This is a genomic window from Photobacterium sp. GB-72 (assembly GCF_003026095.1).
GTDB lineage: Bacteria > Pseudomonadota > Gammaproteobacteria > Enterobacterales > Vibrionaceae > Photobacterium.
On record NZ_PYNV01000002.1, the window covers coordinates 78,830 to 100,159 of the forward strand.

The 21,330-nt window shown below is 38.8% G+C and carries 19 protein-coding genes; 10 read left to right on the forward strand and 9 right to left on the reverse strand.

All coding sequences use genetic code 11. The annotated features are described in order from the left end of the window. Positions 1–3 precede the first annotated feature (3 nt). From C9J40_RS03675 to C9J40_RS21975, 4 genes are all read left to right on the forward strand, one after another. Complete coding sequence (locus tag C9J40_RS03675; RefSeq protein WP_107245777.1) at positions 4–1,986, forward strand: hypothetical protein; 1,983 nt, start codon at positions 4–6, stop codon at positions 1,984–1,986. Continuing rightward, positions 1,983–2,441 (forward strand): hypothetical protein, encoded by a 459-nt coding sequence (locus C9J40_RS03680; protein WP_107245778.1) that lies wholly within the window; start codon positions 1,983–1,985, stop codon positions 2,439–2,441. Before C9J40_RS03675 ends, C9J40_RS03680 begins: the two co-directional genes overlap by 4 nt. 627 nt (positions 2,442–3,068) lie before the next feature. Continuing rightward, on the forward strand, positions 3,069–3,446 hold the full coding sequence (locus tag C9J40_RS03685; protein WP_107245780.1) for a hypothetical protein: 378 nt from the start codon (positions 3,069–3,071) through the stop codon (positions 3,444–3,446). Positions 3,447–3,635: 189 nt separating this feature from the next. Continuing rightward, positions 3,636–3,812, forward strand: coding sequence for a hypothetical protein (locus C9J40_RS21975; RefSeq protein ID WP_158259540.1), 177 nt, complete (start codon positions 3,636–3,638; stop codon positions 3,810–3,812). A 1,202-nt stretch (positions 3,813–5,014) separates the two neighbouring features. Here the strand turns inward: C9J40_RS21975 and C9J40_RS03700 are convergent. From C9J40_RS03700 to C9J40_RS03720, 5 genes are all read right to left on the reverse strand, one after another. Next, positions 5,015–7,423 carry an AAA family ATPase gene (locus C9J40_RS03700; protein WP_158259541.1) on the reverse strand — a complete coding sequence of 803 codons (2,409 nt, stop codon included), beginning with the start codon at positions 7,421–7,423 and terminating at the stop codon, positions 5,015–5,017. Between the two features lie 561 nt (positions 7,424–7,984). Then, entirely contained in the window at positions 7,985–8,968 is a 984-nt protein-coding gene (locus C9J40_RS03705; protein ID WP_107245785.1) for an MBL fold metallo-hydrolase, read from the reverse strand. Between the two features lie 197 nt (positions 8,969–9,165). Then, on the reverse strand, positions 9,166–9,291 hold the full coding sequence (locus tag C9J40_RS22325; RefSeq protein ID WP_233217760.1) for a neutral zinc metallopeptidase: 126 nt from the start codon (positions 9,289–9,291) through the stop codon (positions 9,166–9,168). A 91-nt stretch (positions 9,292–9,382) separates the two neighbouring features. Continuing rightward, positions 9,383–10,321, reverse strand: a complete 939-nt coding sequence (gene dusC / locus C9J40_RS03715; protein WP_107245787.1) for a tRNA dihydrouridine(16) synthase DusC — start codon at positions 10,319–10,321, stop codon at positions 9,383–9,385. 79 nt (positions 10,322–10,400) lie between these two features. After that, entirely contained in the window at positions 10,401–11,078 is a 678-nt protein-coding gene (locus C9J40_RS03720; protein ID WP_107245788.1) for an NAD(P)H-binding protein, read from the reverse strand. A 244-nt stretch (positions 11,079–11,322) separates the two neighbouring features. Here C9J40_RS03720 and C9J40_RS03725 point away from each other — a divergent pair, with 244 nt between their 5' ends. Further along, positions 11,323–11,976 (forward strand): SEC-C metal-binding domain-containing protein, encoded by a 654-nt coding sequence (locus tag C9J40_RS03725; RefSeq protein ID WP_107245790.1) that lies wholly within the window; start codon positions 11,323–11,325, stop codon positions 11,974–11,976. Further along, positions 11,976–12,383, forward strand: coding sequence for a (deoxy)nucleoside triphosphate pyrophosphohydrolase (locus C9J40_RS03730; RefSeq protein WP_107245792.1), 408 nt, complete (start codon positions 11,976–11,978; stop codon positions 12,381–12,383). Before C9J40_RS03725 ends, C9J40_RS03730 begins: the two co-directional genes overlap by 1 nt. A 69-nt stretch (positions 12,384–12,452) precedes the next feature. Here C9J40_RS03730 and dsbB read toward each other — a convergent pair whose 3' ends face one another. Both dsbB and nhaB read right to left on the reverse strand, forming a co-directional pair. Next, positions 12,453–12,968: a disulfide bond formation protein DsbB gene (gene dsbB, locus C9J40_RS03735; protein ID WP_107246047.1), complete on the reverse strand. Its 516-nt coding sequence runs from the start codon at positions 12,966–12,968 to the stop codon at positions 12,453–12,455. A 144-nt stretch (positions 12,969–13,112) separates the two neighbouring features. After that, positions 13,113–14,699, reverse strand: a complete 1,587-nt coding sequence (nhaB, locus tag C9J40_RS03740) for a Na(+)/H(+) antiporter NhaB (RefSeq protein ID WP_107206091.1) — start codon at positions 14,697–14,699, stop codon at positions 13,113–13,115. Positions 14,700–15,220: 521 nt separating this feature from the next. Between nhaB and fadR the strand changes: the two genes are divergently transcribed. From fadR to C9J40_RS03760, 4 genes are all read left to right on the forward strand, one after another. Beyond that, on the forward strand, positions 15,221–16,072 hold the full coding sequence (gene fadR / locus C9J40_RS03745) for a fatty acid metabolism transcriptional regulator FadR (protein ID WP_045084018.1): 852 nt from the start codon (positions 15,221–15,223) through the stop codon (positions 16,070–16,072). A 191-nt stretch (positions 16,073–16,263) separates the two neighbouring features. Next, positions 16,264–17,106, forward strand: coding sequence for a winged helix-turn-helix domain-containing protein (locus C9J40_RS03750; protein ID WP_233217759.1), 843 nt, complete (start codon positions 16,264–16,266; stop codon positions 17,104–17,106). Positions 17,107–17,189: 83 nt separating this feature from the next. Continuing rightward, positions 17,190–17,591, forward strand: coding sequence for a hypothetical protein (locus C9J40_RS03755; protein ID WP_233217659.1), 402 nt, complete (start codon positions 17,190–17,192; stop codon positions 17,589–17,591). Between the two features lie 146 nt (positions 17,592–17,737). Beyond that, the gene (locus C9J40_RS03760) at positions 17,738–18,349 is read left to right on the forward strand and encodes an outer membrane protein (protein WP_107245798.1); all 612 of its coding nucleotides are present in this window, start codon (positions 17,738–17,740) and stop codon (positions 18,347–18,349) included. An 80-nt stretch (positions 18,350–18,429) separates the two neighbouring features. Here C9J40_RS03760 and C9J40_RS03765 read toward each other — a convergent pair whose 3' ends face one another. After that, entirely contained in the window at positions 18,430–19,959 is a 1,530-nt protein-coding gene (locus C9J40_RS03765) for a SpoVR family protein (protein ID WP_105059722.1), read from the reverse strand. A gap of 93 nt (positions 19,960–20,052) precedes the next feature. After that, positions 20,053–21,324: a YeaH/YhbH family protein gene (locus tag C9J40_RS03770; protein ID WP_105059723.1), complete on the reverse strand. Its 1,272-nt coding sequence runs from the start codon at positions 21,322–21,324 to the stop codon at positions 20,053–20,055. Between the last annotated feature and the right edge of the window lie 6 nt (positions 21,325–21,330).

A 21,330-nucleotide genomic window follows, 5' to 3' on the forward strand; every position in this document is an offset into this window, starting at 1 on the left:
GGTATGTCTGAAAAACTTATACTGTTCTACCAAGATGTTGATCAAAATCCGTATGTGACGTTTAACTCAGACGGTGAGGGGGTATCCCGAATTTTTGATATCGACTGGAATTTTTATGCTTTAAACCAGAACAAAAAAACAATTTCTTTTAGACATATTGATAAAAAGTACCGTCAAGATATTCAGTCTTGCCTTTATATTCTGATGCAATGGCAAAAAAAGAACTCAAGCTCTGATTCCCATGCAGCTATTAGCACTTTGATAAATACTAGGAATAAATTAAACGCCCTTGTGACCCGTTGGGGGAAAAGTGATTTCAGCTTATTTTCGAGTGAACGAGAATGGAAAAGGTGTACAAAAAAGTTAGAAGGGGTTGGATCAGAAAGTACGTGTAAACACATTGCTTCTGTTATTAACGCGCTAAATAAAGCAGGGGGTGTGACACGTTATGTCCATAAACGAGAGTATATCAAGTGGGTTAATCCTGATGCCGCTGAGGGGCAAGCAATTGCATTTCCTGAAGCAATTCATGTCAGTATTTTGAAAACGGTTGTTGAGTTTGTGGAAACCTATCATCCGTATCGCCATCAGATATCAAAGGCGATGGAAAAGCTGTATAAGTATCAGGATGAAATGCTTAATGCTGAACTTAAAGCGTTAGGTGTAAGTGCTCTAACTGAGAGGCAAATGCATACACTTGTCGCGAGAATGTCTCGGAAAACAAGACAATGGCATGAACGAAAAACTATTCCTAATTTCTCTTTCAATAGAAGGGGAGATTGGTTAGGTACATTGCTCAGGATGTGCTTTATCTGTGTGGGTTTGTTTTCTGCTGCCCGAAAGGAAGAGCTGCTCTCAATGAATAAAGAGAGCTATGATGATTCACTGGCTAATGTACCCAAGGTTTCAGGATTTTCTACAAAGGGAAATAAGGGAGAAAGAACTTATACAACTTGGAATACTGCACCTATCGCAAAACTGGCACTGGAACTAGCTTTTGACTCCACGCAAGCGGCGAGGAGTTATTCGTTAGGAATATTGGATGACGGTTATCAAAATGGTCAGCTAGCCAAAGACAAATATAACGCAATGCGACAAGACCTTGAAAGTGCCTTCATTTCCTCTGATATCCCTTATGACAGCTCGGTATTATTAAATAAATTGTCGCTACAGAACAAGCTTGAAGGCGCTGGTGATGCATTGAATATGAAAGAATTCAACATTATTGCGACCGCCGAAGACGTTGACGAGTTCAACCAGTTAAATCCAAGCCGCGCAGGTAGCTTAAAGGTCGGAGGCGGTTTACCTAAGCTTAGCCCTCACGATTTACGGCGGAGTTTTGTGGTATTTATGGTGAAGAACCGACTGGGCAATGCGCTTACAGTCAAATACCAGCTTAAGCACCGCAACATAAACATGTCCAATTGGTACGCAAATTATTCCGAGCTGACGCGTACCAACCAACTATTGATGGATGCTCAGTTAATGAGTGAATTTGATGAAGCTATTGAAAGTTCAGCGGTCGACGCATGGGATGAGATTTACAACGTATCCAACACCTTAAGCGGTGCAGAAGGTGAACGCATTGCCCAGAGTAAAACAGAGAGGCTGGCACAGGGAGAGGAAATTGTTATGTCCCGAAGTGAGTTGCTCGCTTTGGTAAGGTCTGGTGACAAATCCATTGTGTTGCTTCCTACAGGAGGGTACTGCACCAACCGTAATTGTGAGCGCCTTTGCTCACTGATGGATATTGTTGAAGCCCCCTGTAAGCATAAGGTTGTCACGGATAAGGCGGCCAAAAGGCTTTCAAGGGAGCGGGACAACCTCATTGCTTCTTTCCGAGCAATCAATGAATTTGGGGACTTTGCCAATGAGTTGATTCTGGATGCCAGAAAAAAGAAGATTCAGTCTATTGAACCAACATTGGTCAAGCACAGCATCCCATTTGATAGCTTCAATGATGATATTAAGGCGACGTGGTCATGAAAGTACAGTATAAGGCAACCTGCAAGGCAGAGGGGTTACTGGTTAATGCATTTCAGCGCTTATTAGATGGTAAGCCTCTTTATGTTAAGGCGACGGGCAAGCTCACGCTAAACCGAATCAATAAAGAAGCCCAATTTGGTAATAGCTATGTCCATAAGTTCAAAGAGTTCGTGGCATACGCCAAACCTGTTATCGATGAATACAACCTCAACCGCGATAAGGCGATGACAACAGGTTTAGATATTGAGCTAGATGTCCCTTTGTCTGAGCTTGACAGGCTAAAGCATCAGTTAAAGAAAGCTAATGAGTTAAAAGACAAGTATAGGGTTCAACGAGATAATGCTGTGAAGGCTCGAAAGTTGTTAGAGGCTGAAAATGCTAGGCTTCTTTTCAGGGTGTTTGATCTACAACAAGACTTGTTAGATGAAAACTCAATTGTGATACCAATCAAGTAACGTTCTCATTTAAAGTGAGTGAATGAGACTAGCTTAGGGGGAGTAAGATGTTTCTACCCCAATACGCGTATCACTAAAATTGAAGTATCCCAGCATCATTCAACATTCGCTAAAATTATTTTCATGCGTTTAATGGGAAAAACTGACCTGTAAAGTCATGAATAATGATGGGTTAAGTTTTTACCTGAAAAGAAAATAGAGAAAACCCGACTGTTATATATCGGGTTTTTAGATTTTATTTGAACTTGTAATATGCATAGATGGTGCCAGCAATGCCGCCGAGCGCGAACATTGCGTTTAGATAAGCCAAATCAGAAATCATTTATCTTCTCCATTTCAAAAGTAACTTTGATTTTTTAGACTTGCATGACTCCCCTATCAGGATTAGTGACGCCTAAACTCTAACAGTCCATCGAATTATATTTTTCGACCTATACGCTACTCCCACCAATAAAGGATTGTCATATAAAAATGACATCGCCCCCAGAACAATAGGCCTAAATAAAACAGCCTGTGATATCAAAAGCTCTTAGTTTTCCACATAAAATAGAATTATAGAAAATAAATTGATCAATTAGCTGTGTGTATATACAGTTAATTTACGGCTTTCATCATAAGGAATGGCACATGAAAATTGTTTTATTTGATTGTGATTGTGTTGATATGAGAACTCACACTCTTCATCCGACTAATGGTGTTGAATTTATACCCGTGTCCAATCATCCGAACAGTTTACCTAGATGCCCCAAGGGCTTACGTATAGGTAAAACCGCACCCACATTCAAAAATTCATCAGATTTCTTGCTCATATATTTATTAACCAAAAGGCTAACAAAAATGAGTAGATCACGCCGTGGTGGTGAGCAACACGAAATCACTATTGTAACTAAAGATCGAGCCTTAATTGCAGCCATTCACATGGTGGCAAAACTTAGCAATGCGCGGTGCTATAGCTATCCACGATTACAGGATTTAGAGAGGGAATTTTATGGGCAACAATTTTGAACGATTAGTGAGGGCAAAAGCGTTGAGGCTTGGCATAGATGTGAATACGCTGCTGGATGTTCTCGCGGATAAGGTCGTTGTTACTGCTGATTGCGATGATGATCTGGAGGGGGCGCTTCTAGCTATTACTAATAGGGATATTGATGAATATCTAGCCCTATTTGGACGGAAGTGACAAGGAGATGTGACATGGGAAATGATCTGAAGATTACTATTAATGAGTTGTTGGAGGGTGGGCTAGTTGACGAAGATGTGTTTGCAGAGGGTGTCATAAGCACTGATGGACGCATAGTTATAAAATACGGCGGCTCACTAAAAGTCAGAGCATTTAATTCTCAAGATCAATTGCAATTGCGTCAGAGTTGATGCGAGTAATCGCAAAGACAAGCCATTAGGCTTCTAGGCGTCATTTAATAAATCCGAGGGCGATGCAGTTTCGGATTCATTGAGCCTTTTTCAATATTCATCATGATTTAATGAGTTGTACTCAATTTTTAAACAATACAATCAATCAGCACCACATCAAAAAGTTAACTCCTATCATTTAAGATATTCCAACTCTGATGCGACTTATAGGTCGTAAACTCATGATTTATAAAGGGTATTTACTCGTTATGGATGACAGCAAATGCTTAAGTGAGCGGTGTTAGCATCAAAAAGTTATATCTACACGAAAAAAGTTATATTTGACCTACTTAGAACCATAAAAAGTTAAATTTTCGTCGATTATTTAATTTTTTACGTTTTTGATGTATGTCGATATAAGAAAATTCGCAGAGTAACAATACAGCTATCTAAACGCTTTAGGGGAAACTGATTTCTGAAACCAATACTAGGGGGCAATAACTCATTTTTGCCTCAAACGTTGTTATCGAGTGGTTTACTGCGTTTTTCTGGTAACTCATAATGCTATACATGAGCTAATAAAAAGGTCATGTAAAGTGAGGATAAATGAAGAATACAACCCCACAATCTATCACCACTAATTTTGATAAGTTTCCTGTTGGTACGCACGAGCGCCTAATAAATGGGTATTGGGAGTTGGGTATGATGAGATTTCATACCTTCACTAATGGGTGTGGAGAAGATCTCCAGAATACATACAATCGCATCAACAATGGATTAGGGGTTCAAACGATCTATATCGACCTTCGCTCACTTGCAGGTGAGGATTACAGAAACAAGTCGCAAATCATGGATGTCATCCGAAGTGACAAGCCAACGTGGATCTGGTTTACAATTGTGAGGCGCTTCTAAATCGCTCTCTGGCTGGCTGGCTACGATCAATCCTCACCACATACAACACAGATCATATTCGAGTTACCTTTGTGCTTGATAATCAAGAGCAGTTCAGCAATATCTTCCAGTGTTATTCCGCGCCACTATATCAATCGACTATGGCTCTCGATCTTCAGAAGAGTTAGCTCAGAATTGTCCAGAATCTTCTCAGATGGCACTCCTTAACTCAGGAGTGCCCCAAATTTAGTTTTGGGATAACTGCTCAAAGTTGAAGGCGGAAAAAGTTAAAGCCTCCCAATAAAAGAGGCTTTAAAAGGCCACTCTATTTGTTAGCTGGCATTCAACCCATTATATACAACGTCCAGAATATCTCCCGCTAGGGTTCTGGTGTTCTCTAGCGCATCTCCGCCAATTTCATGCATAGGGGTGTTAAGCGTATCTCTAATAGCACTTAATCGAGCTTCAAGCTCTGTGGTCATGATTCCATGATCCCTTAATGCTGCGGTACAAACAGAAAGGTCAGCTTTAGCGTGCCCCAACTCTCCGAGCTGCTTTTTATATCTATACCTGATTTCTTCTTCAAAGAATGGTCGTAAGTTTGTAAGAATATCAACATTTGTCTCCCTATTAACAAATGCCTTAATCCTATCAAAAGCTATATCGTGTTCAGTAGCCATCATATCGTCTAAATCAACCTCTTCAATAGAGCATGTATCAACACCATGAACTAGCTTTACTGACTTAGCACAGCGTCTAAACTTCTTCACAGCCTTAGAAGCCATTCCTTTATAGTGAGTGGTGATAACTAACTGTTTTACGTTTCGTTGAAGCTCATCAAGCTTGTTTAGAATCAGAGCTATTCTTTCATTGTCAAAACTAGTAACAGGGTCATCCATAACTAGAATTGCTTTAGCTTTTTCTTCTGGATCTAGAGACATTATCTTGGCAAGGAAAATACATAGAGCCAATGCTCTTCGGTCAGACTCACTGAATACAGTATTAATTTTATCCGCAGGGATATCCACGCCCTTAAATCGAACTTTCAAGTCATAAATGACCTGCTGCCCTCTGTTGTTAGGTGTTTTGATTATTTCAAAATTGCTAGAACCTAACTGACGGAAAAGGCGATTAATTTGGTCAAAGTAGGTATCTAAGTAAACACTTTGAGATTGGTCGAGGTGTCGTTTCTGCGTTTGATAACCTGTCTCCAAATCGGCGACTTGTGCCTTTTTTCGTCTAAAAGAATCACAAAGCGGTTCTAGGTTAACTCTCTTTAACGATGCGTTGGCTTGAGTTTGCTGTCTGGTGATATCCATCAACTGCGTGTTTAGCTGTGCTACATCAAGTGAATTCTTATAGCCGTTAAATACTGCATTTATTTGTTCAGTAATTTCCCTGTACTCATATATTGCTTGATTGTAAGCCGTTGAGGCTATTAGCAGTTGATCAAAGCCAACGGCTTCCGCTTGCTCATATGGTGTTGCAAACTTATGTTCTAAGCGAGGAAGCCAAAATTCGGTTGCTTCTTGGCTTTGCGCCATTACCGAATCAAACGAGGTTAAGATATCTTCATGTTTTTGTTCTAATGTAGCAGTCAACGGAGCTAAAGCGGGATTGCCAGTTACTTGAGGTTCAACGTACATCTCAAATATTTGGCGATTGGCTAGGTGTTGTTGGCTCAACTGCTCACGGGTATTTAAGGCAGCAAATGGCTGCCGTAAGCCATTAAGAGTGGTTCTAGTCTGAGAATTAAACCTATCGAATTCAGCGTTAAACGCCTGCTGATAAACTGCAATTAGGCCTCTTGCAGTATCAGTTAACTCTTGTCCGCAAAACGGACAGTCATCTTTTATCTGTATTACCCCCTGTGAAGCCCAGCCTTTGAAAGTAGACGCGTTGTTAACATGACTATCCATGTGATTCTGTAAAACATCCAATGAACCTTGGTGCACATTTTGAAGGCTAGATGCTAGCACTGCATTAATACTTTCAATTACAGGAGTATAGTTAACTTGAACTCCTACGGCTGTGAGTACATTTCGACGCTTTATGCTGTCGATATTTTGGATTGTGGTGAATAGTTGTTGCTTGGTGGTTTCTAGTGCACCAAGATTTGCCTCTAATTGTTCTTTTGTCTGAGGAGGCAATGCAGACGCTACGTATTGAGCTACATTCCCATCTACGTGAGTATTAAGTTGGCTTTCTATGTTGTTAAGGTTACGACGCTCATCTCTTAACTGTCTGTTCATGTCCGCAAGTGCAGTGTAAAGAGCTGTATTGCTCTCTCCTAATATAAAGCTTGTCATATTCTCTGAATTTGGACGCTCTTGCTTCTGACCAGTGATGACATTGCGATGAATAAAACTGTGGTCAAAGACATATAGTTTTGAGCATTCAGGAGCTTTTACTTGCCACTGCTCATTTTCAAACTTTGAAGTTACATTACCTGCTGCTGTAGAAAAAAGAAATTCAACTTTAGGTAGCTTTGTGGGATCGTTAGGGATGGTTTTTCGATCTAATATAAATTCAGGCGAGTCTTCAGCTAGGGAGTGTATGACATCACACAAAGTGCTTTTTCCGTAACGGTTTTCTCCATACACAACTGTCACGTCTGTCAACTCTATACCGCTAGCTCTTGTTTGCGTGTAATTCCCCACGCCTTGAATCAATTTTATTCTTTTTAACATATGCCACCTCAGCTTTTTAGTTGAGTAATTATGTATAAAACCAAAATGCATGTAAATGCACATTAAACGACTAAATCTAAGTGTTATTTATTGATTTAGTTTATAAACATCAGGAAGAACCAGAGGGTATGATATGTTCGTTTTTAAAGAAAGAGGCAGACAATGCTCTTCAATTATAGAATTTTAACCAAGTAACTAGACTTGGTTCTGTCCAACAATGAGCTAGCTATTTTGGTTAGATCATTGTGATCACCAAGCGATTCTGTCGTATTGTAATTACCAAGCGAGTGTGTAGTAGTTAGTGTGGTAGTTGTATGATGCAAGGAGTAGATTTTTCTTGTATTGCAGAGCGCTATTTGGCAACAAAAATGTCGAGAATTGGCTTGATGGGACAGTTGAGAAATTCGTGACTATTTTCTCAGGTTCTGCTTAGGAAAAGGACATTTGTTGAAAAAGTTATGAATCCATTGGAATTACTGGCTTCTCTCATTATTCATAAAAACAAAAGTTAATTCTTGCTGATAACAAACCACCCCTTACGTCGTTGATTTTAAAGATATATATTAAAGGCTCGTTAGATAACGAGCCTTTTTTGTTTATTTTTATAATAATCTAAAGCAGCGTTTTATCGCCTTGCTCAGTGAAAATAAAATTAACACCTAGTTTATTATCTGCATTGAGTTCTTGTTCGATAACGGTTTGTGGATTCGTGCCTTTCTTTAAGCTGTGTTTAATGTGTGTGATGATCACATTAAGATCTTTTAATGGTTGTTCACCACCAACATAGCCTGCCAATGAATCTAATTCTGCGAGTAACCATTTTGGTGTTAAGTGACCAAATAGTAATTTATCTGGTGTGCTATTGCTAAAAGAAGTCTCAATGAAGATCCCTTTTAGTTTCTTTTGCTGAATATACGGTGCAATCTGTTGCCAAATAGTATCTAACGCCGTGCTTTTTTCGACCGCGTCAGGACCAGTATCCCCTAAATAAATGACCACTTCGTTGGCGGCATTTTTAAATAAGAATGCGGTAGATTCTGCGCCTGAATGACTTAATGGAAAGGCTTTTACTTTTAATTCGGTATTGGCAACGGGTAACCACTGGTTGATAGTCAGTGGTGCTAACTCATATTTGCCGAGTTTAAAGCCTTCACCTTGGCTCGTAAAATTAGGCCATGCCTTCCAATTAAAATAATCTTGGCTGATAGTTTGATGAACAGACGGAAGGGCATAAATAGGTTTATTGCTGTCATCTGGCGAAGCAATAATAAGTCCTGCAATATGATCAAGGTGGGCATGACTAATAAAGTAGCCCTGAATTTTCTGGGTTAGGATATAACCTTCTTGGGTGTAAGAGCTGGATATCGGTGCCATCATGTCATTGAATGCATCTTTATTGGTCGCAGCGATAAGCCCATTGACAATGCTACCAGCATCTAAGGTTATGTAATTGTTGTCAGTGTTTGATTTCAGCATAAATGCGGTCAGGTTGCCGTCTTGGATCCCACCTTTAGCGCCAAGTGTAATAACATCAAACCCAGCAAAACTGAAAGATGAATAGCAACACAGTGCAGCCATAATTAAATGTTTGTTCATAAAAATCCATACTGATAAGAAATGGTTTTAGTGCTGATAAACGCTAAAACGTAACTTGAAAGAGTCCTAATACAGCGAGATATATACAAAATACACGGTTGAGAGCAAAGTGATTTTTATAAGAAGTGAGAGATAGCTGAAATAAAATATAGTCTAATAAATAAGTATGCTAATTAGGCTGATTAGTGAGGAAGTGATTACAACGTGTTAAAGGAATTGCATTGACGAGGATCGTCAGTTTGTAGCCTTTTCTTAAACCATTTAATACGTTGTGCAGAGGTGCGATGTGTAAAACCGTCAGGTTGAACGGCATGGCCTGCCATTTATGCACAAGTGTGAAGAATGGGGAGTATTCAATGATGGTGGAAGGTAAAAGAAGACAGCCTAATTAGGTTGGGCTGTCCATTGATGCTACTACTGCTGCGCGCGCTGAAGCACTTCGATGATGGGGGGAGCTTTATTTAAGGCACGGATGTCGGTGAATAATAGTTTGGCTTGAGGGTACTCATGACGCAGGTAAGAGAACCATTGCTTTACTCGGTTAGGGTAGTAAAGCCCTTTATCACCTTTGATCTCAAATTGAGAGTAAACTAAAAGTAAGTCGAGTACTTCTTCCCAACTCATATGCGCTTGGTTATGTTTTACGACATTACCTAAATTTGGCAAATTAAGCGCGCCGCGACAGACCATTAATGCATTTGTATTGGTGGCAGATAGGCATGCTTGACCATCCTGATAATTCCAGACCTCGCCATTAGCAATAATAGGGATAGTGACATTTTTCTTAAGCTGCTTAATATAATCCCATTTAATAGTTTCTGCGCGGTAACCATCTTCTTTAGTACGCGCATGGACTACCATTTCATCGGCACCTGCTTGGGCAATAGCATCTGCAATTTCAAAACATTGGGCAGGATCATCCCAGCCTAAACGTACTTTTGCCGTTAAAGGCTTAACGGGATTGACAGCAGCGCGACAAGCTTTAACTATTTGATAAATACGCTCTGGCTCTTTTAGCAAAACAGCACCACCACGGCTTTTATTGACCGCTTTTGCTGGACAACCAAAGTTAATATCAACACCTGCAGAGCCTAGTGAACATGCACGCTGCGCATTTTCAGCCATCCAGTTAGGATCTTGTCCTAAAATTTGTACCCGCACAGGGGTACCTGAGCGTGTTTTTCCACCTTGACGTAACTCGGGACATAGACGATAGAAAACACTGCTAGGCAATAGGCTATCAATGACACGGACAAATTCAGTGACACAAAGATCGTAGTCATTAATTTCAGTCAGCATCTCACGCATTAAATGGTCTAAGACGCCTTCCATCGGGCCTAAAATAACTCGCATAGTGGTTATAGCTCTGCTCGGTAATTACATATAAGGGGCAAGATTCTAGTGCGAGAGGGTTAATTTGTCACCATTGATTTTAAATAGTGCGGAGTTGATGACCCGAAACAATGGTTTTTTGCTCAAGTTGATGTTGTTGACAAGATAGCGCCATTTTCACCATGCTACGTGCCACGCACTCAGCTGGTATTGGGGAGAAATGCTTTAGGGGACCGACAACCAATGGATTGATCACATCAAACACGTGTTGTAATAATTGCTCGTCAGTACGCATTTCACTGCGCTCACCTTTTAAAGGGCCTGGTCGAATAAAAATACAGTGTTCAAATCCCATTTTAGTGATTGCTTGCTCCATTTTTCCTTTGCAGCGTAAGTAGTGGGAAGGAGAGCGGCTCGATGCGCCAAGACTGGATACGACAATAATGTGTCTAACGCCCAGATTTTTCATTGTGGTGGCGACATCTTTTACCAAATCGAGATCAACTGCTGCAAGTGCCGATTTACTGCCCGCCTTACGTTTTGTCGTACCTAAACAAATGAAGCCATATTGCGGCTGAGGCGTTTCGTGCTCCCAGTTATTTATTCGAAGGAGCGGATCAATGATTTGGTGTAATTTACTGCTGTGAAACGGTAATTCACGACGAGATAGAGCATAAATATGTTTAAATTTTTTATTGGCAAGTAACTGGTGTAAGAGTTCATCTCCAACTAAACCACTCGCGCCAGCAATGATTGCATTTAAATCGTGATTATCCATGGCTATTCCCATCGCATAGATTATAAATGATGACATTTATCTGTAATTAAACAGAATATATGTTTAATTTCGCTGAACTGCATCAAATATCAAGTAATTAGCATAATAAATTTTTAATCAGCACGACTTACATTGTTATCAGAAACAATCAATATTGCGATTTATTCTACTCAATAAGTGATGATATGAAGTTAAAGGATGAGTTCAGGTATAATGGCGATAGAAACTTTTATTGGAAATTATCATGAATACATTAATGACACTCCCAACTGGCTGGGATGGCATGTCTGCTCCTTTTATTGAAGGCGCGTTATTTGCTGCAAATGCAAACCCGAAACCTATGGAGCCAGAGATTTGGTTACCTGTGTTATTAACTGGTGTTGCCACAGAAGATAATGATATAGCGCTTTCAGAAACCGATAAAGTTGCCGTATTAAACCACTTTGAAATGCAGTATCGCACAGTAAAAGCGGGTGAATACCAATTACCAGTAGAGCTTAAATGGCAAGAAAGTGGTGATACAAATGAGGCACTTTCACAGTTTGCTCAAGGCTTTTTAGCTGTTTGGTATTACATTGAACCAAACTGGGAAGAGATGTCGATTTCAGATGGCACAATGCGTATGTTATCAGCATTACTGACAACGCTAATGTTATGTGTTGATGAAGCGGGTACTCTGGAACAAATGGAGCAAGCGGGCGTAACAGGAATGCCTGCACCAAGTGAGCTTTATTCGCAACTACCATTGATGCTAACTGAAGTAATGATGGCTGCGGATCAACTTCAAATTGGCACAGGAGCACAAGCGATTAACCCTTATAAAAATATTGGTCGTAATGATCCTTGCCCATGTGATAGTGGTAAGAAATTCAAACAGTGCTGCGGTAAGTCACATTAATGCAAAAGCTTAAAACAATCGTTGTTGTTGCGGGAGTGATTGAAAAAGAAGGTAAGTACCTACTTGCTCAGCGATTAGATAATGCGAGCCAAGGTGGTTTATGGGAATTTCCTGGCGGTAAAGTTGAAGTGGGGGAATTACCAGAGTACGCATTAGAGCGTGAGCTTATGGAAGAGTTAGCGATCACGACTAAAACACAACAATGGTTGGCTGATAGCGTGTTTGATTACGGTGATAAAATCATTGAATTAAAAGGTTATTTAACTCGATGGTGTGAAGGCGATATTGTATTAAATACGCATCAAGCAATGGTGTGGGTGAGTTTAAACGAATTTAAGCGCTATACATTATGTCCTGCTGATTACCCTATTCTAACCGCCTTAGAACAACATGTATTAACGAAGTAACGACTAACAAAAAAGCGAAGCCTAAATTGTTAGTCTTCGCTTTTTCTGTCTTATTTATTCGCTTCGAACTTAAGCTGATTTCTTACCGAAGAACTGCGCGATAACCATGACAGCCCAAACAATGAGGTTTCCAGCAAAAATAACAACCAACCATTGTGGCATCGTAAGTGTTAAGAAATGCCAAACAATTTTTGCACAATCACCGTATGCTTCAAACATCCAAGGAGCCCAATGATTTATTGGCGCCCAGCTTGGAAATCGGACGAATAAATCACAGGTTGCAAATGGTGATGGGTTTAACTGAAAACCCACATGTTGATAGGCCAATACAACACCACGGTATGCACAATATCCCCAACCGGCTAAACCAATCCAACGGAAAAAGGCATTTTGAGGGGCGAGAAGACCAACAAGAGCGGCAAAACCGATCCCCATCATCGCGACACGTTCATAAACACACATCACACACGGTGCAAGGTTCATTACATGTTGAAAGAATAGGGCACAACCTTCAAAGGTAACAATAGAAAGAAGTAGTAGCAGCCATGCTAAACGTGATTTTGAAAAGGTATTGAGGTATTGCATCATCGATACTCTACGTACTAATTAAGATAAAAGAAAACCCTGAACTATCAGGGTTTTTATATACGTTATGACACTAATCTAACACCAATATTCAATCATAGCTTTATAGAGAAGTAAATCATCTGTCAATTTCGCTATTGTGAATTAGTGAGCAAGTGCAGGTATTGTTGCGGCGGCTGATGATGCATCAGTGATCCAGCCCATGGTATAGAACCAATCTGTCATAGGAACTAGCATTAGCTCAATGCCGGCTAAACCTACGGATGCAAGAACAATAGTGTAAGGTAACGCCATGTATACCATACGACCGTAAGAAAGACGGATAAGTGGTGCAATAGCAGAGGTTAAAGCAAACAAGAATGCCGCTTGACCATTTGGCGTTGCTACTGATGGTAAGTTAGTACCTGTATTGATAGCAACGGCTAACATATCAAACTGACTACGGTTAATAACACCGTTTGTTAGCGCGGTTTTTACTTCGTTAATATATACCGTACCAACGAATACATTGTCTGAAACCATAGATAGCAAGCCATTCGCAATGTAGAACATAGTAAGCTGTGAACTACCTTCAAGGCTTAACACCCAATGAATAATAGGTGCGAATAGCTGTTGATCAATGATGACTGCAACGACAGAGAAGAACACAGCAAGTAGTGCGGTAAAGGGCAGTGCTTCTTCAAATGCTTTACCCAAAGCGTGCTCTTCGGTGATACCAGTAAACGACGTTGCCAAAATAATAACGGTTAAACCGATTAGACCAACCGCAGCTAAGTGCATTGCAAGACCGATGATTAGCCATACTGCAATAGCGGCTTGAATAATTAATTTTGCGTAATCAAGATTAGTACGTGATTTACGTTCTTCATTATCAAAGTCGACTAAGATTTGGCGAACATTTTCAGGTAATTCAGCACCATAGCCACAAATTTTAAATTTCTCAACCAGTGCACAGGTTAACAAGCCACAGAAAAAGACAGGGACAGTAACGGGCGCCATACGAATAATAAACTCACCAAAATCCCATCCGGCTTGATCGGCAATAATTAAGTTTTGTGGTTCACCTACCATTGTCATTACGCCACCTAGCGCGGTACCTACACCAGCATGCATTAGCAAACTACGTAGGAAAGCGCGGTAGTTTTCTAAGTCATCGCGGCTGAGCTCTGGAACGTGATTATCATTGGTATGATCATGATTAGAATGAGGATCTTGCCCTGAAGCAACCTTATGATAAATGCTGTAGAAACCTACCGTTACACTGATAACAACCGCAATAACGGTTAGAGCATCAAGGAAAGCGGAAAGAAAAGCGGCCATCACACAAAAAGCGAGAGAAAGTAAAATTTTAGAGCGGATGCCGATTAATATTTTAGTAAACATGAACAACAAAAGCTGTTTCATGAAGTAGATACCCGCGACCATAAAGACCAGTAAGAGTAAAACTTCAATATTTGCAACAAGTTCATGTTTTACTTGATCTGGGCTTGTCATTCCAATAGCAACAGCTTCTATTGCCAATAACCCACCAGGTTGTAATGGGTAACACTTTAATGCCATTGCGAGAGTAAAGATGAATTCAATTACTAACAACCAGCCAGCAACAAACGGATCAATAAGAAAAAAGACAATAGGGTTAATGATCAAAAAAGTAATGATTGCAATTTTGTACCAGTCAGGTGCCTTACCCAAAAAATTTTTGATAAAGGCATTCCCTAGCGATATAGCCATGTGTTGGATCTCTTTATTATTAGCGCAAAATAGTATGGATCTGATGTTGGCTAAATGCCTTGATTGATCAATCAGCAGGGTAATCAGTCGCTTCTTGCAAAAGATTAATGGTCGAGATTGAGGTATCAAAGTTAAACAAGAATATGGTTCTCGGATGTTTTAACTTTCTTAGGCAGCAGCTTCCATTCGCTCCCAGTTCATCTTTATATAACTCTACCGTTTAAGAGATATTAGTCAATAAGTTAAACAATAATGCAATTATTTCGTTACATTTTCATCTTGAAATGGGAGTTGAATATGTCAGTGTTATAAACCGCACAGTATACAGAAAATATGACTGGAATTGTTAGATGCATTCAAATTCCCTTTTTTTTAGTGATCAGTTTAACAATATCGTTGTATTTTTATACTTCTCTTTCATGTTCATGTCAGAGTTAATAGTGAGGTTTCTTCTAATAAGAAACTAGTGGTATGATGAGTGCAATTATAAAAGTGCATGAAGCGAACTGGATTTTACTTAGATGGTCATTAAGGCAGATAGCCCAGCGACATTTGCTGAGAAATATATTATTGAAAGCATTTGGAATAATCACTTTCCTCAGGGGTCGATTCTTCCTGCTGAGCGTGAACTTTCAGAGTTAATTGGCGTAACTCGAACAACATTACGTGAAGTATTGCAGCGTTTAGCACGTGATGGATGGTTAACCATCCAACATGGTAAGCCAACACGTGTTAATAACTACATGGATACTTCAGGTTTAAATATCCTTGATACCTTAGTGACACTAGATGGGCAGGATGTTCAACGAGTATTAACCGATCTTCTTGCTGCTCGAACTGACATTAGTAGCGTATTTATGCGTTATGCTGTAAGAGGTAATGCAGAAGAATCAAGTCTTCTAATTCAGCATGTCATTGACTCAGTTGAAAGACTTCGAAAAGCATCAAGCTTTGCTGAGTTTATTGAAAACAGCGATGATCGTATTGATCTTATTCAAGAAGTTAAAAAAATCGTAGATAAATACGGCAAAGATGATCCACAGCTTTGTGAAGAAATTTGTTTAGCTCGTGCGTTCAACTATTATGATTATCGTCTATTCCAAGGTATGGCGGGTAAGTCTGGTAATACACTTTATGTTTTAACTATTAATGGCTTACGTAAAATTTATACGCGTGTTGGTGGTTATTATTTTATGAAGCCAGAAGCATGTGAATTAGCATTAAACTTCTACCGCGACATGAAATCATACTGTGATGAAAATAAACCAGAGCTAGTTGCTGATCGTATTCGTTTATATGGACGTGAAAGTGGTGCGATCTGGTATAGTCACCGTGTTGAAATTTCAAAATATATGTACGAAGAAGAGCAATAATTTAAAATTACTGCGGCGAATATTAGACCAAGTGTTAAGCACTTGGTTTTTTTATGCCTGTATTTCTGCTGTTTAAATCAGCATCTTGATGTAAATAGGAATGCTTGAAGGTGAATAACTCGATTGTAAGTTGATTGTATAGTTAGCATAACTAATAATTAAGGATTAATTATGTTAATAAAATGGTTAGTATGGCAAGCAGTGAAGTGTACCGAATTGGTTCCGTAACCTACGACAGTTCCACACGAACTCTTACTCATGACAATGGACAGACAGAGTATTTTACGCCTCGTGTGAGTGATGTATTTTTACTTTTACTGGCGCACCAAGGAAAATGTGTAGAAAAAGAGTTTTTATTATCTCAGTGTTGGGGAGATACGATTGTATCTGAGCAGGCCTTAACGAATGTGATTTCTAAACTTAGAAAAGTATTAGCCAATCATGCTTTAGAGATGATTACGATCACAACCGTCAGTAAATCAGGGTATTTACTTGAAATAAAAAAAAGTTTTATAACTCAATGCCACCAAGAAAGTTGCGATATTACACCTGAACCAGTTTCAGAGGATGATGCTATCGAGAAAGGTGATGATAAGATTAAAGAAATAAAACTGTCATTCTATGCTCATAAACGTTTTTTTTATTTGCTACTTTTTCTGACTGTTGTGTTAGTAAGCATATTTATTTATACAAATAATAAAATACATTCATTACCGTATTTTATTGATACTAAAAATTATAGTAATGAACTCAGTATTGGTAGTAATAATATATATTTCAATAATATCGATAAATATAAGGTTGATAAAGTTTTCTTTATTAAAGATATAAAGAAAGGTGTTTCATCAATATGTGACTCTAAGGTTTTTATACAATTTTATTATAATACGAGAATAGCGAACAATACGGCAGTCGTAGTGTTTATAATTACATCAGATGGTAGAACATTTAATTTTAGAATGTCAAAATTTATTAATGGTAGATTTTCTAAACAGTTAAATGACTATTTGAAGAGTAAAAAAGTAGTATGTTGAAGTATATTAATGCAGTATTAATGGTCGTTGTTTTTCTCCTTATATTAGGTCTTTGTTACTTATTTACAAATAAAGATAATTTAGTGTCAACGACATGGGTATGCGACCAAATAAAGTCGGGGTTTATATCAAAATCTTATACTAAATATAGTCATATATCTGAAAGTATGATCTTAACATTTAGCTCTAAAAGAAGCTTTTTGATTAATGAATTTATACAAGCTCAGGAAGGGGATGATGAGTATAAGCTGATGGAGCTTTATTATGAAGGCGACTATATACAAACGAGAGAACATTTAACCTTGAATTTTAATCGTGTTAGAATTTTAAAAGAACATGATGATCCTAATTTAAATAGAGCCTATAAAGATTATGAAGGCTACAGCATCTATTATCGCTATAAGAGAATAGATAATAGATTGTATTTTTTCACTGATAGCAAAAATGAAGCGTTTGATATGGTTTGTTATACCGACAAGCAGTAACCAATTTAAATGTATCATTATGATTTTGTTTGTTTTTTATGTTGATTTATTTTTAGTGTAGTTAAGGTTTGGTTTTCGTTTGTTTTTTTATACATGATTTACTAAGCTGGGCACCTCTTTTGTAAAGCAGTTTAAAACGTAAAAATATGAAAAAATTATTATTAGTGACACTTATTGGCACACTAACTTCATCTTATGCTTCAGCATCTGAAAACCCATCTAATAAATATAATGGTTTTTATATTGGTGCTGGTGTGGGTACTACTGATTTTCATTATGATAAATCACTTACAAACAGTTTTGAAAATAACCACGAAATTAGTTATTCAAATAAAGCTGATGGTGAAAGTTATAAACTAATTACGGGTTATCAGTTTAACCGCGTAGTTGCTTTAGAAGCGCAATACACGACCTATGGTGATATTAAAAATACATTAGAAGTAAAAGGTCACAAGTTCACTGGTAAAACAGAGCATCAATCTTTCAGCCTAGCTGTAAACTTGGGTTATACCTTTGATAATGGTTTACGCCCTTTTGCTCTTGTTGGTTTAGGTCAAATCTCTGTTAAAGAGCCTGGATTTAAAGATGATGGTGGTTTAATTCGCTTAGGTGCAGGTTTAGAATATCAAATTAAGCAAGTTCCAGGATTAGGTATCCGTGCTGCCTATGAAGCTGATTTCTATACCCTAGAAGCGGGCAATAAAGATTTTGAACAATCTATTGGTTCTTGGTATGTAGGCACAACATATAAGTTTTAATTATTAAATTACCCTAATAAATAAAACGCCACTAAAATTAAAAATTTCAGTGGCGTTATTTTTCACGAGAGATAGAAAATTTAAATCTCAGTATTATATTGTGTCTTAATTGGACAAGTCGCAATGATTTGAGTACGTCCGTCCGGTAATTCTTCTTCTAATGTAACATCAAATCCCCAGAGGCGATGCAGATGTTTGATCACTTCTTTATGGCTATCAGCAAGTGGGATCCGATTATGGGGGATATAGCGTAGTGTTAATGAGCGATCACCGCGCAAAGCAACATTCCATACTTGAATATTCGGTTCATTATTACTGAGGTTATATTGTGAAGAGAGTTTTTCTCTTATCGCACGATAACCTTCTTCATTATGTATTGCACTCACTTCAACATAGTTATGACGATCATCATCGTTAACAGCAAAGAGCTTAAAATCCCGCATTAGTTTGGGCGATAAGAATTGGCTAATAAAGCTTTCATCTTTAAAATTTTCCATCGCAAAATGTAGGGTATCAAGCCAATTAGATCCTGCTATATCAGGAAACCAATGCTTATCCTCTTCTGTAGGATTTTCACATATTCGACGTATATCTTGAAACATAGCAAACCCTAAAGCATAAGGGTTTATACCACTGTAATAGGGGCTGTTATATTCAGGCTGGGCAACAACATTAGTGTGACTATGGAGAAATTCCATAATGAAGCGCTCAGTCACCAAGCCTTCATCATAGAGGTGATTAAGAATCGTGTAGTGCCAAAATGTCGCCCAGCCTTCATTCATAACCTGAGTTTGTTTTTGAGGATAAAAATATTGGCTTATCTTACGTACTATCCGGACTAATTCACGTTGCCAAGGTTCAAGCAACGGAGCGTGCTTTTCGAAGAAATAGAGGATATTTTCCTGTGGCTCAGAAGGAAATCGTGTTTCTTCAATCACGGTTTCTTTTTCGGCTTGAACAGGAATGGTGCGCCATAGAGAATTAACTTGCGATTGAAGGTAATCTTCACGGGCTTTTTGACGAGCCTTTTCTTCGACTAATGATATTTTTTGTGGGCGTTTGTAACGATCCACACCGTAGTTCATTAATGCATGGCAGGAATCAATGAGCTTTTCGACGTCATTGACTCCGTATTTCTCCTCACATTCAGTAATGTACTTTCGAGCAAAGAGAAGATAATCGATAATTGAACTTGCATCAGTCCATGTTTTAAACAGGTAATTACCTTTAAAAAATGAATTATGACCATAACAGGCATGTGCCATTACTAAGGCTTGCATTGTGATGGTGTTTTCTTCCATTAAATAAGCGATGCAGGGGTTCGAATTGATAACGATCTCATAGGCGAGTCCCATTTGACCATGCTTATAGCCACGCTCTGTTTCAATAAAACGCTTACCAAAAGACCAATGATGGTAATTGATGGGCATACCGATACTTGAATAGGCATCCATCATTTGTTCGGCAGTAATGATCTCGATTTGGTTTGGATAGGCATCTAGGCGATAGTGCTCTGCAACTCGCTTGATCTCGACATGGTATTGTTCTAGTAAGTCAAAGGTCCAATCCGGTCCATCGCTGAGTGTTTTTGTTTTTGTCTTTGTATTCATGACTAAGATCCCCTTAAAGCGCGTGATACCGGCCAGAAAGAGTAGCGATATTGTTTCAATATCGCTGACTATCGTTTAGTAAGCTTTCAAATATTAACTTACTTGTTTTTTAAATAGCTCTCTAAATACTGGGAAAATATCATCTACAGTCCGTATGTTTTGCATCGCAAAATTATCATGGCTGTTATGTAGCGCTTCATACTCACGCCATAATGTTTGATGTGCTCGTCGTGTGATTTCTATGTATGAGTAATAACGTGAAAATGGCAATATATGCTTATCTAATAGCTCTCGACAACCGGGTGAGTCATCAGCCCAGTTATCGCCATCAGAAGCTTGAGCCGCATAAATATTCCATTCTTCAGGACGATATCTGTCTTTTACAATATCGTTCATCATACGTAGTGCGCTTGACACAATGGTACCGCCGGTTTCCTGTGAATAGAAAAATTCGTGTTCATCCACTTCTTTTGCTTGGGTATGGTGGCGAATAAAAACAACATCCACATTTTTATAGGTACGGTTTAAAAAGAGATAAAGCAAAATATAAAAACGTTTAGCAATATCTTTTGTGGCTTGATCCATTGAGCCTGATACATCCATCAAACAAAACATCACCGCTTGACTTGATGGTTGCGGTCGGCGTTCATAATTTTTATAGCGAAGATCAAAGGTATCAATAAATGGTGTTCTATTTATTTTTTGTTTCAATGACTCGATTTCTTGCTTTATCCTTTCTTCTTCAAAAGGTTGCGCAGGTTCAGTGTTAAATAATAAAGTGAGCGCTTGCTCTAAATCACGCAGTTTTCTTCTTTTTCCTGCGGTCATTGCGGTACGCCTTGCCAATGAGTTTTGCAAGGTTTTCACAATGGCAATATTGGCTGGCACACCTTGTGATTTATAGCCTGAACGGAAGGTTTTCCACTCGACTATTTTGTTCATTTGGTTTTTTTGTAAATTAGGTAATTCAAGATCTTCAAATAAAAGATCAAGATATTCATCTTTAGATATTTGGAAAACAAACTCATCATTGCCTTCGCCATCAGGACTTGCATCTCCTTTACCAGCCCCACCTTGACCAGCGCCACCTGGCGGTCGCTCGATACGATCACCGGGTGTGAATTGGTCGTTGCCAGGGTGGACAACATCACGTTGTCCACCTTTACCTTGATGAAAGCTAGGTTCTCGGATATCACGAGATGGGATAGTGATATCTTCACCACTATCAACATCCGTGATCGAGCGTTTATTTACCGCATCAGCAATAGATTCTTTTATTTGCTGCTTATGGCGGCGTAAAAAGCGCTGGCGATTAACCGTACTTTTATTTTTACCATTGAGCCTGCGGTCGATAAAATATGCCATAGCTCC

Coding starts and splice junctions, on each gene's coding strand:
- C9J40_RS03675 (WP_107245777.1), top strand. CDS start 4: ATGTCTGAAAAACTTATACTGTTCTACCAAGATGTTGATCAAAATCCG.
- C9J40_RS03680 (WP_107245778.1), top strand. CDS start 1,983: ATGAAAGTACAGTATAAGGCAACCTGCAAGGCAGAGGGGTTACTGGTT.
- C9J40_RS03685 (WP_107245780.1), top strand. CDS start 3,069: ATGAAAATTGTTTTATTTGATTGTGATTGTGTTGATATGAGAACTCAC.
- C9J40_RS21975 (WP_158259540.1), top strand. CDS start 3,636: ATGGGAAATGATCTGAAGATTACTATTAATGAGTTGTTGGAGGGTGGG.
- C9J40_RS03700 (WP_158259541.1), bottom strand. CDS start 7,423: ATGCATTTTGGTTTTATACATAATTACTCAACTAAAAAGCTGAGGTGG.
- C9J40_RS03705 (WP_107245785.1), bottom strand. CDS start 8,968: ATGAACAAACATTTAATTATGGCTGCACTGTGTTGCTATTCATCTTTC.
- C9J40_RS22325 (WP_233217760.1), bottom strand. CDS start 9,291: ATGGCAGGCCATGCCGTTCAACCTGACGGTTTTACACATCGCACCTCT.
- dusC (WP_107245787.1), bottom strand. CDS start 10,321: ATGCGAGTTATTTTAGGCCCGATGGAAGGCGTCTTAGACCATTTAATG.
- C9J40_RS03720 (WP_107245788.1), bottom strand. CDS start 11,078: ATGGATAATCACGATTTAAATGCAATCATTGCTGGCGCGAGTGGTTTA.
- C9J40_RS03725 (WP_107245790.1), top strand. CDS start 11,323: ATGAATACATTAATGACACTCCCAACTGGCTGGGATGGCATGTCTGCT.
- C9J40_RS03730 (WP_107245792.1), top strand. CDS start 11,976: ATGCAAAAGCTTAAAACAATCGTTGTTGTTGCGGGAGTGATTGAAAAA.
- dsbB (WP_107246047.1), bottom strand. CDS start 12,968: ATGCAATACCTCAATACCTTTTCAAAATCACGTTTAGCATGGCTGCTA.
- nhaB (WP_107206091.1), bottom strand. CDS start 14,699: ATGGCTATATCGCTAGGGAATGCCTTTATCAAAAATTTTTTGGGTAAG.
- fadR (WP_045084018.1), top strand. CDS start 15,221: ATGGTCATTAAGGCAGATAGCCCAGCGACATTTGCTGAGAAATATATT.
- C9J40_RS03750 (WP_233217759.1), top strand. CDS start 16,264: ATGGCAAGCAGTGAAGTGTACCGAATTGGTTCCGTAACCTACGACAGT.
- C9J40_RS03760 (WP_107245798.1), top strand. CDS start 17,738: ATGAAAAAATTATTATTAGTGACACTTATTGGCACACTAACTTCATCT.
- C9J40_RS03765 (WP_105059722.1), bottom strand. CDS start 19,959: ATGAATACAAAGACAAAAACAAAAACACTCAGCGATGGACCGGATTGG.
- C9J40_RS03770 (WP_105059723.1), bottom strand. CDS start 21,324: ATGGCATATTTTATCGACCGCAGGCTCAATGGTAAAAATAAAAGTACG.